This is a genomic window from Streptomyces sp. NPDC003042 (assembly GCF_053591315.1).
The window spans coordinates 31,210-42,251 of sequence record NZ_JBSFTP010000002.1; the positions used below are offsets into that span (position 1 = coordinate 31,210).

An 11,042-nucleotide genomic window follows, 5' to 3' on the forward strand; every position below is an offset into this window, starting at 1 on the left:
TCAGCCCCGCACTTCCCGGTCGCGCAGCCCCTCGGGGTCGATCACCTCGCGGATCAGCCGCAGCTCCTCGGGGGTCGGCTCGCGCGTGTACGGGACCTCGTCGGCGACGGCCGGCTCGAAGCCCGTGGCCGCCAGGACCCGCTCGACGGTGACGCCCGGGTGGAGGGAGGCCAGGCGCATGCTGTGGCCGGGGCCGGTGAAGTCGAAGACGCCCAGGTCGCTGACGACGCGGGGCAGGTGGTGGAAGCGGGTCACCCCGGCCGCCTCGGCCCGGTCGTAGCCGACCCCACTGACCATGTCGACGCGCTCGACGAACACCCGGGTGGAGTGCTTCGGGATCCAGTAACTCACTGGATTGTTGAGGGTGTTGACGGGCGCGCCGCGCACCCCGAGGAGCTGGCGGGCCGGCCGCTCCCAGTCGCCGACGCAGGAGATGTTCTGGTTGCCGTACCGGTCGATCTGACTGGCGCCCATCATCACGTGCCGCCTGCCGCCGGTGACCATCGTGAGGTGCCTGCGGTACGGGAGCCAGCCCTCGGGCGTGCCGTCGAGGCCGACGAGCATCGCCTCGCCGTCGGTGAGCAGCAGGTCGGGGGAGAAGGTCCGCTTCGCGAGCCGGGCGCCGAAGGAGGGGATCAGGCCCATGGGGCTGGCGAGGATCTCGCCGTTGTCGCGCCACGCCTCGGCGCAGGCGACGACGCAGTATTCCGAACGGGTGATGGTCGCGGTGCTCGGGGCTGTCGTGTTCGGGGCTGTCGTGCTCAACTCTGCTCCTCGTGCCAGGTCCGGACGGCGGACTGGTAGTCGTGCTCGTTCGCCCCGGAGAGGAAGCGCTCGGCGAACTCGGGCCAGGGGGTGGACGCGTAGAGCTTCTGGAAGGCCTCGTCCCGGTCGTAGTCGGGCACGCAGGAGGTGAAGTGCGCGCCGTTGGGGGTCTCCACGACCCCGGTGACCGAGTGGCGGCTGACCAGGAGGGACTGCGGGGGGCCCGCCTTGGAGAGTTCGGCGGTCTCGACGAGCTGCTCGCAGGAGACGTACGCGGTGTCGGCGGCCTCGCAGAAGAGGTCGTCGAAGTACGGGTCGGGGCCGAGGTACTGGGCGTTGCCGAGGCGGTCGGCGCGGTTGAGGTGGACCAGGGCGGCGTCCATGCGCAGGGCGGGGACGGCGACGAACTCCTCGCCGTCGGCGTAGGGGGAGGTGACGGTGCGCAGTTGCGGGTTGACGCGCATGACGTCGGAGCCGAGGCCGGCCCGGACGGGGAGGAAGGGCAGGCGGTTGGCGGCGGCGTGCAGGCCCCACATGAACATGGCCTCGTCGAGCTCGGTGAGGGTGAAGGCGCCACGCTCGCGGGCGGCCCGGAAATGCGGTTCGAGGGGGATGGAGTCGAGGGTGGCGAAGGGGGCCACGAGCGTGCGGACGCGGCCCGCGGCGGCCAGCAGGCCGACATCGGGGCCGCCGTAGGAGACCACGGTCAGATCGGTGATCTCGGATCGGAGCAGTGCTCTCACCAGCGCCATCGGCTTGCGCCGCGAACCCCAGCCGCCGATGCCCAGCGTCATCCCGCTGCGCAGCCGACCGACCACCTCTTCCGGGGTCATGGTCTTGTCGCTCATGCGCCGTCCTCCTTCCCGAAGGTGTCGCGCACCCGGTCGGCGACCCCGCTGAGGTTCGCCTCGAAGGTGAAGCCCTGCTCGAAGCGGTAGCTGCGGCGCACGTCGACCGGGTCGATGCCGTTGATGGCGGCCTTGGCCAGCCGGAGCAGGTGGCCGTCCTTCTCCGCGATCTCGGCCGCCAGCTCCAGGGCGGCGGCCCGCAGTTCCTCGCGGGGAACCACCTTCCAGACCGAGCCGTGCGCGTGCAGTTCGGCGGCGGTCGCGGTGCGCGAGGTGTAGTAGAGGGTGCGCATCAGGTGCTGCGGGACGAGGCGGGCCAGGTGGGTGGCGGCGCCGAGGGCGCCGCGGTCCAGCTCGGGCAGGCCGAAGGTGGCGTCGTCGGAGGCGACGATCGCGTCGGCGTTGCCGACCAGGCCGATGCCGCCGCCCAGGCAGAACCCTTGCACCGCCGCGACCACCGGGACCTCGCACTCGTACACGGCGGCGAAGGCCTCGTAGCAGCCGCGGTTGGCGCCGATGAGGGAGGCGTGCCCCGTGTCGCGCTGCATCTCCTTGATGTCGACCCCGGCGTTGAACCCGCGGCCCTCGGCGGCCAGTACGACGCACCGGACCCCGGGATCGCGGCCGGCCGCGCGCAGGGCGTCGGCGAGGTCGTACCAGCCCCGCACCGGGAGCGCGTTGACGGGCGGGAAGTCGACGGTGAGCAGCGCGACGCCCTTGGCGGGGCGGGAGGTGGAGACACCCATGAGCGGATCAGCTACCTTTCCACCAAACATTTGTTAGGCGAGGAAGGTAGCAGCCGATGGAACACAAGGGGAGGCTTGTCGTCGTCACCGGCGGAACCCGTGGCGTCGGCGCCGGAATCGCGCGCGCGTTCCTCGCGGCAGGCGCGCGGGTCGTCGTCTGCGCCCGCCGTCCGCCCGCGCAACCGGTGGCGGCGGGCGGACGCAGCGCGGCCTTCACCGCCGTCGACCTGCGCGAACCCGCCGCCGTCCAGGACTTTTTCGAGGCGCTCGCGCAGCGGTACGGGCGCCTCGACTGCCTGGTCAACAACGCGGGCGGAACCCCGTACCGGCTGCTGGGCGAAGGCGAGGCCGAGCGCCACGCCCGCGTCCTGGAACTGAACCTGCTCGCCCCGATGACGGCCTCGCTGGCCGCGTACCCGTGGCTGCGCCGCACGCGCGGCTCGGTCGTGATGATCGGCAGCGTCAGCGGCACCCGGCCCTCGCCCGGCACGGCGGCCTACGGGGCGGCGAAGGCGGGACTGGAGAACCTGGCCCGGTCGATGGCCGTCGAATGGGCGCCCGAGGTACGGGTCAACTCGCTGGTCCTCGGCATGGTGCGGACCGAGCTGTCGCACCTGCACTACGGGGACGAGGCGGGCGTCGCGGCGGTCTCGGCGACCGTCCCCCTGGGCCGGCTCGCCGAGCCCTCGGACGTGGGGGAGGCGGCGGTGTTCCTCGCCTCGGACCGGGCGGCCTACGTGAGCGGGGCGAGCCTGCTGGTGCACGGGGGCGGGGAGCGCCCGGCGTTCCTGGACGTGGCGACTGCGAACAAGGAGAACTGAGATGGGCATGAGCGACGGACGTGTGGTGGTCGTGACCGGCGCCGGGCGCGGGCTGGGCCGGGCGCACGCGCTGGCCTTCGCGGCGGAGGGGGCGCGGGTCGTCGTCAACGACCTGGGAGTGGGTCCCGAAGGGCTGCCGGGGCCGGACAGCCCGGCCGCCCGGGTGGTCGCGGAGATCCGGGAACGGGGCGGCGAGGCGGTGGCGCACGGCGGGGACATCGCGACGGGCGAGGGCGCGGCCTCCCTGGTGGAGTGCGCGCTCTCCGCCTTCGGCCGGCTGGACACCCTCGTCAACAACGCCGGCTTCCTGCGCGACCGGATGCTCGTGAACCTCGACGAGGACGACTGGGACGCCGTCGTGCGGGTCCACCTCAAGGGCCACTTCCTGCCGCTGCGGTCGGCGGCCGGGTGGTGGCGGGCCGAGGCCAAGGCCGGCCGGCCGGTGGCGGCCCGGGTGGTCAACACCTCTTCGGGAGCGGGGCTGCTGGGCTCGGTCGGCCAGGGCAACTACAGCGCGGCCAAGGCGGGCATCCTCGGCATGACCCTGGTGGCGGCGGCCGAGATGGGCCGGTACGGGGTCCAGGTCAACGCGATCGCCCCGGCCGCCCGGACCCGTATGACGGAACGGACCTTCGCGCGGACGATGGCGGCCCCGGCCGACGGGGCGTTCGACGCCATGGCTCCGGAGAACGTGTCCCCGCTGGTGGTGTGGCTCGGCTCCGACGCGTCGGCCGGAGTCACGGGCCGGGTCTTCGAGACGGAGGGCGGCCGCATCACGGTGATGGAGGGCTGGCGCCCCGGCCCCACGGCGGACCGCGGCGCACGCTGGACCCCGTCGGAGGCGGGGGAGGCCGCCCTCAAGCTGCTGGCCGCGGCGCAGACCCCCCACCCGGTGTACGGCTCGCGCTGACCGCTGACCGCTGACCGCTGACCGCTGACCGCCCCGACGGCGACGGGCCCGGCCCCCTGGCGAGGGGTCGGGCCCGGCACGCGTGCGATGGGGTATCTGTACCCGCTCCGTCCACCGGCTGAACCGCGGCCGGCCCACCATGTTGTCCGCGTTGACCGCCGACCGCGCTCCGGTGGGCGGTCAGGACAGCTTGCCGTCGTAGTCCGGGAGCTTCACGGTGCGCTCGGCGTGACCGCCGACGAGGTCGCTCTGCTTGTTGCCGATGTTCGCGATGATCGTGTAGCCGCGTGCCTCGATCTCGGCGCGCTTGGCGGTCTTGTAGGTGCTGACCTCGTGGAACAGGTCGGGCAGGTCCCGGACGTAGAGGCCCGAGACGGGGTAGCCGACCGCCTTGAGGTTGTGCTCGGTGAGGGAGTGGATGATCCCGGGCCGGGCGGTGACGAAGAAGATCGCGACCCCGCGGTCGTTCGCGTACCGGGTCAGCTCGCGGACCTTGGCGATCGCGGGGGTCGGGAAGGTCCAGAACCAGTGGAAGTCCGTCTCCAGCGACGAGTTGTCGATGTCGAGGACGAGCGCCGGCTTCTCGCCGGCCGGGGAGGCCGCGATCCGCTGCTCGATGGCGGGGCGGGCCGCGTCGATGACGGCGGCGACGTCGCGCTGCCAGGTGGCGTAGTCGATGCCGAGGATCGCCGCGTTGCCGCCGGGCGCGGAGGCGGTGGCGGTGACGGTGGCCGGCGCGGTGGCGGCCGGTGCCGCCTGGGCGGCGGTGGCGGTCGCCGGCAGCAGGGTCATGGCGGCGGCGGCGACGGCCAGGCCGGCGGCGGCGGTTCGGGTCGTACGGGTGCGGCGGGTGCTGCGCATGGGGGGGCGCTCCCTCGGTCATTGATTGGCGTGTACACGCCTAGAGTCGAGGAGCTCCGACCCCATGTCTACTGGCCGGTAAGAAACTTTTCATGGCCGTCCGGTGAATCGCCACTGCCGCTCGGTGCTGCTACGTGTCGCACTCCAGCACCGTGCGGCACACCCCGCACCGCGCGCGCAGCCGCCCCCGCACCGGCACCCGCAGCCGCTGCTCACAGACGGGGCACGGGAAGCTCACGCGCAGCCCGTCGTCGTGGGGCTCGAAGCGGTACGCCGCCCCGCGCGCCGGAGCGGTCCGCTCGCGCCGGGCCCGGGCCCGTGTCCGGGCGTAGCGCAGCCGCTCCGGCCGGCCCGCGGCCGCCAGGGGGGCCCGGCGCCAGTCCCGGTCCGCCAGCGCGCGGCCGCGCACGTAGGCCTCGTAAGCCTGGGGGCTGGTGAACCAGGGGCTGAGGTCCTCCCCGAAGAGGCGGCCGCGCTTGGCGAGGACGTAGCCGAACTCCTCCGGGGTGAGGTAGCCGAGCTTCTGGTGCGTCAGCTCGTCCTCGCGGAAGGCGTCGAGGAGCAGCCAGCCGGCCCCGAGGTAGGCGGCGGCGGTGTCGGTGAGGATCTCGTTCTCGGCGGTGGTGGGCAGGCTCAGATCCAGGCGGTGCAGCAGGACGTGGGTGACCTCGTGTGCCAGGGCGGCGGCCAGATCGCGGCGGTGTGCCCGAAACCGGTCGCTGACCTCCACGAAGTACTCGGGGCCGGCGGCCAGTTCGACGGAGGCCGCGTCGCGCATCGGCCGGAAGGCGACCAGTACGCGGGCGTCGGGCAGCCGCAGCGCGCGCACCATCGCGGAGGCCACCCGGTGGGCGCCAAGGTGCAGGTCCTCATCGGCGTCGAAGGCCGCGTCGGCAGGGGCGAAGGCCGTGTCGTAGGCGCGGATCCCGTCGGGGGAGAGGCGTCGGTACAGCGCGGCGATCGAGGTGCGGACGGTCTCCAGGTGCGGAAATCCGTGCTCGACCGGGCTGCTGTGCCTGCTGTTCTGCGTCATGCCGCCCCCAGGGCCGGAAGTTGTCCGAAAACGCGTTCTTGATGTCCGCCTTACGTTCGATGTGTCATGGACCCGTCATTTCCCGATGACGCGCACGGCCCAACCCCCCACGAAAGGCAGTGTGTCGACAGTGGCCAACCTTGCCCGCTTCCTCAAGCGCACCCTCGCCGTCGGCGCGGTCGCCCTCGCCGCCGTCAGCCTCCAGCCCGCCAACGCGGGCGCGTCCCCGGCCCCCGTCGTCGGCGGAACCCGCGCCGCGCAGGGCGAGTTCCCCTTCATGGTCCGCCTCTCCATGGGCTGCGGCGGAGCCCTCTACACCCAGCAGATCGTCCTCACCGCCGCCCACTGCGTCAGCGGCTCCGGCAACAACACCACCATCACCGCCACCGCCGGGGTCGTCGACCTCAGGAGCTCCAGCGCCATCAAGGTCAAGTCCACCAAGGTCCTCCAGGCCCCCGGCTACAACGGCACCGGCAAGGACTGGGCCCTCATCAAGCTCGCCCAGCCCATCAACCTGCCCACCCTCAAGATCGCCGAGACCAAGGCCTACGACAACGGCACCTTCACCGTCGCCGGCTGGGGCGCCACCCGCGAAGGCGGCAGCCAGCAGCGCTACCTGATGAAGGCCACCGTCCCCTTCGTCTCCGACGCCAGCTGCCAGGCCTCGTACGGCAGCTCCCTCGTCCCGAGCGAGGAGATCTGCGCCGGCTTCGACCAGGGCGGAGTCGACACCTGCCAGGGCGACTCCGGCGGCCCCATGTTCCGCCGGGACGACACCAACGCCTGGATCCAGGTCGGCATCACCAGCTGGGGCCAGGGCTGTGCCCGGCCCGACTACCCGGGCGTCTACACCGAGGTCTCCACCTTCGCGGCAGCGATCAAGAGCGCGGCCGCCGGCATGTAGCGCGTACGTGAGCCCGTAGTCGGTCTCGTCGTACTCGTCGTTCTCGTCGTACTCGTGCTTCCGGCCGGGCCCGAACCGGCCGGAAGAACGGGGCGACACGCCCCGAACGGCCGACGCCCCGTGCGGGTGCGGGCCGACGCGCGCGCAGGTCCGACGGGATCGGTCCATCGGCGGCAGCGGGCGAGAACGGGTCAGGCAGCGCATGGCGACCACAGTGGTCATCGCGGACGACCGGCAGACGGTCAGCACCGGGTTCCGGACGATCCTCGAAAGCCGGCCGGACATCGAAGTCCTCGCCGCCGTCGCCGAGGGCGAGACAGCACTCGCCGACGTCGCCGAGCACCAGCCCGAGATCCTCCCCGTCACCCGCCGGCACTCCGGCCAGGACAAGCCGCGCATCGTCATCGTCACCACCTTCGACCTCGACGAGTACGTCCACGCGGCACTCCACGGCGGCGCGTCCGGCTTCCTCCTGAAAGACGCGAGAGCGGCCATGCCGGTTGAAGCGGTCCGGGCGGCGGCCGTCGGCGGCTCGCTCGTCCCACTCGCCGTCACCGTGCGGCTGCTCCGTGAAACGGCCCCGCGCAACGGCCGCCCAGGCCGCCCGACGCCCGGCCGAGCCCCTCACCCGACGCGAACGGGACGTCGTACGCCGCCCCGCGCGCGGGCTCACCAACGCCCGAGAACGCGGGCGCGCTGTTCGTCCCGCTGTCCACGGTAAAGACGCACCCGGCCAACGTCCGGGCCGAGCTCGACGCCCGCAACCGGGTCGAGATCGCCACCCGGGCCTGGGAGAGCGGCCTGGCCACCACCCCGGCATCACCCTGCCGCCCGTCCGCCCGCCGGATCGAGGCGCGGCCTCCGGAGCGGGGCCCCAGGACCACTGGCTGGGCCGAATCCGGCTGCGCCGAGCCCGGCCCCCGTACCACCCCGGTCAGGGGCCCGGCCCCCGTACCACGCCGGTCAGGGGCCCGGCGCCCGTCTCACAGACCGGCCGACTGAGGAAACACACCGGCGCGCCCCGTATTCTCGGTGACCATGAACAACAGCGACATCGACGACACCGATGAGATCGACGAGAACGTCACCGCCGAACTGTCCCGCCTGCGCGACAGCATCGACAACATCGACGCGGCCGTGGTCCACATGCTCGCCGAGCGCTTCAAATGCACCCAGCAGGTCGGCGTCCTCAAGGCCAAGCACCACCTGCCTCCGGCCGACCCCGGCCGCGAGGCCAACCAGATCGCCCGCCTGCGCCAGCTCGCCGAGAGCGCCAAGCTCGACCCGGCCTTCGCCGAGAAGCTCCTGAACTTCATCGTCGCCGAGGTCATCCGCCACCACGAGACGATCGCCGCGCGCACGGAGTAGAGATCCCGTCCGGGCCCCCTTTCCGTGCCCGCGGCCCTGCCGGCACGGCGGTGCCGGCGGGCGCGGCCGTGCCGACGCCGCCCACGGGCCCGCAACCGGCCTCCCCGCCGGGCCCACCAGGCCGGTGACCCGCACCACTCCCCGCGACACCCGGGCCCGGCGCCGGCGTCAGGCAGCATGGGCCCATGCCCGCACTGACGCGCAACGAAGCGCAGCTCCGAGCTCAGCTCCTCGACGTCCACCACTACGCCGTCACCCTCGACCTCACCGTCGGCGACGAGACCTTCGACTCCACCACCGTCATCCGGTTCAGCGCCCGCACCGCCGCAGACACCTTCGTGGAACTCAAGCCGGACGAACTGCGCTCCGCCACGCTCGACGGCGCCCCCCTCGATCCGGCCATCCTCACCGACAACCGCCTCCCGCTCACCGGCCTCACCGAAGGCCCCCACGAGCTGCGCGTCGCCGCCCGCATGCGCTACTCCCGCACCGGTGAGGGCCTGCACCGCTTCACCGACCCCGCCGACGGAGAGACGTACGTCTACTCCCAGATGTTCATGGACGACGTCCAACGCGTCTTCGCGGCCTTCGACCAGCCCGACCTGAAGGCCGTCTTCGAGTTCACCGTCACCGCCCCCGCCCACTGGACCGTCCTCGCCAACGGCATCACCACCCGCACCGGCGACCGCGACGGCGACGCGGCCGGCATCTGGAACTCCGCCCCGACGCCCGTCATCTCCACCTACCTCGCCGCCGTCGCCGCCGGCCCCTGGCACAGCGTCACCACCGAACACGCCGGACTGCCCTTCGGCATCCACTGCCGCCGCTCCCTGGCCCCCCACCTCGACACCGACGCCGACGAGATCCTGTCCATCACCAAGGACTGCTTCGACCGCTACCAGCAGAAATTCACCGAGCCCTACCCCTTCGACTCCTACGACCAGGCCTTCGTACCCGAGTTCAACGCCGGCGCCATGGAAAACCCCGGCCTGGTCACCTTCCGCGACGAGTTCGTCTACCGCTCCGCCGTCACCGACACCGAACGCCAGACCCGCGCCATGGTCATCGCCCACGAGATGGCCCACATGTGGTTCGGCGACCTCGTCACCCTCGCCTGGTTCGACGACATCTGGCTCAACGAATCCTTCGCCGAATACATGGGCTACCAGACCCTCACCGAAGCCACCCGCTTCACCGGCACCTGGACCGAATTCGGCGTCACCCGCAAAGCCTGGGGCTACGACGCCGACCAGCGCCCCTCCACCCACCCCGTCGCCCCCGACCCCGCCGACGTCCCCGACACCGCCTCCGCCCTCCTCAACTTCGACGGCATCTCCTACGCCAAGGGCGCCTCCGCCCTGCGCCAGCTCGTCACCTGGCTCGGCGAAAAGGACTTCCTCGCCGGCATCAACACCCACTTCGCCCGCCACAAGTTCGCCAACGCCACTCTCGCCGACTTCGTGGACTCCCTCGCCGCCCACACCGACCGCGACGTCCACGCCTGGGCCGCCGTCTGGCTGCGCACAACCGGCATCGACACCCTCACCCCGCGGATCGAGGGGGCCACCGACGGCGCTGACGGCGCCACCCCCGGCTGGACCCTCACCGTCGACCGCCAGGGCAGCCGCCCCCACCGCATCGAAGCCGGCACCTACGACCTCGCCCCCGACGGCCGCCTCGAACCCGGCGAACGCTTCGCCCTCGACGTCCCCAGCGACGAAATCGTCTCCGTCAGCGGCCCACGCCCCGCCCTGCTCGTCCTCAACGACGGCGACTTCGGCTACGCCAAGATCCGCCTCGACGAACTCTCCCTCGAAAACGCCCTGCGCGGCCTCTCCGGCCTCCCCGACCCGCTCACCCGCGCCGTCGTCTGGAACACCCTGCGGGACATGGTCCGCGACGGAGAACTCGAACCCGGCGCCTACCTGGCCACCGCCGACACCCACCTGCCCGACGAAACCGACCTCGCCATCGTGCAAGGCGTCCTCGCCTTCGCCCGCACCCACATCGCCGACCGCTACGTCGCCCCCCACGAGCGCGGCGCCGCCCTCACCCTCCTCACCTCCCTCACCCGCACCCTCATGCGGCGCACCGAGGACGGCTCCGAACCCGGCCTGCGGCTGGCCGCCGTACGCGTCCTCATCGACAGCGCCACCCAGCCCGACACCATCGCCGGCTGGCTCGCCGACGGCACCGTCACCGGCGGCCCCGAACTCGACCCCGAACTGCGCTGGCGCATCCTCGCCAGGCTCGCCGTCCTCGGCGCCATCGGCGAAGCCGACATCGACAAGGCCCTCGCCGCCGACCCCAGCGCCACCGGCCGCGAAGGCGCCGCCCGCTGCCGCGCCGCCCTGCCCACCGCCGCGGCCAAAGCCGCCGCCTGGGACCGGCTCTTCCACGACGACACCCTGTCCAACTACCTGTTCACCGCCACCGCCCAAGGCTTCTGGCAGCCCGAACAGAGCGAACTCGTACAGGACTACGTACCCCGCTACTACCCCGACGCCACCGCCCTCGGAGCCCGCCGCGGACCCGCCATCGGCGAAGCCGCCGGCCGCTGGGCGTTCCCCGCCCACGCCGTCGACGAGGTCAACCTCCGAGCCGGCCGCGCCTGCCTCGAAGACCCCGCACTCATCCCCCTGCTGCGCCGCAAGCTCGTCGACCAGCTCGACGACCTCGCCCGCGCCCTGCGCATCCGCACCACCCGCTGACCTCCCCGCCGGGCCGCCGGGCCCGCCCACCCCGGCCGAACGCCCCGCCGAGGCCGGGACACCGGACAAACCCCG

10 protein-coding genes and 1 pseudogene are annotated in these 11,042 nt (G+C 72.7%); 6 read left to right on the forward strand and 5 right to left on the reverse strand.

Features of this window, described 5'->3' with window-relative positions:
• The 3 genes from ACWDYJ_RS01460 to ACWDYJ_RS01470 are packed head-to-tail and all read right to left on the reverse strand — an operon-like array spanning position 1 to position 2,359.
• A complete protein-coding gene (locus ACWDYJ_RS01460; RefSeq protein ID WP_451563392.1) occupies positions 1-765 on the reverse strand; it encodes a CoA-transferase subunit beta in 765 nt (254 codons plus the stop codon).
• Entirely contained in the window at positions 762-1,613 is an 852-nt protein-coding gene (locus tag ACWDYJ_RS01465) for a CoA transferase subunit A (protein ID WP_451563393.1), read from the reverse strand. The genes ACWDYJ_RS01460 and ACWDYJ_RS01465 overlap by 4 nt, the downstream gene beginning before the upstream one ends.
• Positions 1,610-2,359, reverse strand: a complete 750-nt coding sequence (locus tag ACWDYJ_RS01470) for an enoyl-CoA hydratase family protein (protein ID WP_451563394.1) — start codon at positions 2,357-2,359, stop codon at positions 1,610-1,612. Before ACWDYJ_RS01470 ends, ACWDYJ_RS01465 begins: the two co-directional genes overlap by 4 nt.
• Positions 2,360-2,415: 56 nt before the next feature.
• Here ACWDYJ_RS01470 and ACWDYJ_RS01475 point away from each other — a divergent pair, with 56 nt between their 5' ends.
• Complete coding sequence (locus ACWDYJ_RS01475) at positions 2,416-3,180, forward strand: SDR family oxidoreductase (protein ID WP_451563395.1); 765 nt, start codon at positions 2,416-2,418, stop codon at positions 3,178-3,180.
• Position 3,181: 1 nt separating this feature from the next.
• Complete coding sequence (locus ACWDYJ_RS01480; protein ID WP_451563396.1) at positions 3,182-4,090, forward strand: SDR family oxidoreductase; 909 nt, start codon at positions 3,182-3,184, stop codon at positions 4,088-4,090.
• 180 nt (positions 4,091-4,270) lie between these two features.
• Here the strand turns inward: ACWDYJ_RS01480 and ACWDYJ_RS01485 are convergent, their stop codons facing one another.
• Together ACWDYJ_RS01485 and ACWDYJ_RS01490 are read right to left on the reverse strand one after the other, a co-directional pair.
• Complete coding sequence (locus tag ACWDYJ_RS01485) at positions 4,271-4,951, reverse strand: HAD family acid phosphatase (RefSeq protein ID WP_451563397.1); 681 nt, start codon at positions 4,949-4,951, stop codon at positions 4,271-4,273.
• Positions 4,952-5,081: 130 nt separating this feature from the next.
• Positions 5,082-5,984, reverse strand: a complete 903-nt coding sequence (locus ACWDYJ_RS01490) for a hypothetical protein (RefSeq protein ID WP_451563398.1) — start codon at positions 5,982-5,984, stop codon at positions 5,082-5,084.
• 85 nt (positions 5,985-6,069) lie between these two features.
• Between ACWDYJ_RS01490 and ACWDYJ_RS01495 the strand changes: the two genes are divergently transcribed.
• The 4 genes and pseudogenes from ACWDYJ_RS01495 (at position 6,070) to pepN (ending at position 10,967) form a co-directional block, all read left to right on the forward strand.
• Positions 6,070-6,888, forward strand: coding sequence for a serine protease (locus tag ACWDYJ_RS01495; RefSeq protein ID WP_451563399.1), 819 nt, complete (start codon positions 6,070-6,072; stop codon positions 6,886-6,888).
• Between the two features lie 202 nt (positions 6,889-7,090).
• Positions 7,091-7,698 (forward strand): annotated as a pseudogene (locus ACWDYJ_RS01500) (response regulator transcription factor); the annotation flags it as partial.
• A 228-nt stretch (positions 7,699-7,926) separates the two neighbouring features.
• Positions 7,927-8,256: a chorismate mutase gene (locus ACWDYJ_RS01505; protein ID WP_451563400.1), complete on the forward strand. Its 330-nt coding sequence runs from the start codon at positions 7,927-7,929 to the stop codon at positions 8,254-8,256.
• 185 nt (positions 8,257-8,441) lie between these two features.
• Positions 8,442-10,967, forward strand: coding sequence for an aminopeptidase N (gene pepN, locus ACWDYJ_RS01510; protein WP_451563401.1), 2,526 nt, complete (start codon positions 8,442-8,444; stop codon positions 10,965-10,967).
• The last annotated feature ends 75 nt before the right edge of the window (positions 10,968-11,042 follow it).

Bases quoted from the DNA above. Each gene is read 5' to 3' on its own strand.
- ACWDYJ_RS01505 (WP_451563400.1), top strand. From the start codon at position 7,927: ATGAACAACAGCGACATCGACGACACCGATGAGATCGACGAGAACGTC.
- ACWDYJ_RS01465 (WP_451563393.1), bottom strand. From the start codon at position 1,613: ATGAGCGACAAGACCATGACCCCGGAAGAGGTGGTCGGTCGGCTGCGC.
- pepN (WP_451563401.1), top strand. From the start codon at position 8,442: ATGCCCGCACTGACGCGCAACGAAGCGCAGCTCCGAGCTCAGCTCCTC.
- ACWDYJ_RS01485 (WP_451563397.1), bottom strand. From the start codon at position 4,951: ATGCGCAGCACCCGCCGCACCCGTACGACCCGAACCGCCGCCGCCGGC.
- ACWDYJ_RS01470 (WP_451563394.1), bottom strand. From the start codon at position 2,359: ATGGGTGTCTCCACCTCCCGCCCCGCCAAGGGCGTCGCGCTGCTCACC.
- ACWDYJ_RS01480 (WP_451563396.1), top strand. From the start codon at position 3,182: ATGGGCATGAGCGACGGACGTGTGGTGGTCGTGACCGGCGCCGGGCGC.
- ACWDYJ_RS01475 (WP_451563395.1), top strand. From the start codon at position 2,416: ATGGAACACAAGGGGAGGCTTGTCGTCGTCACCGGCGGAACCCGTGGC.
- ACWDYJ_RS01490 (WP_451563398.1), bottom strand. From the start codon at position 5,984: ATGACGCAGAACAGCAGGCACAGCAGCCCGGTCGAGCACGGATTTCCG.
- ACWDYJ_RS01495 (WP_451563399.1), top strand. From the start codon at position 6,070: ATGACGCGCACGGCCCAACCCCCCACGAAAGGCAGTGTGTCGACAGTG.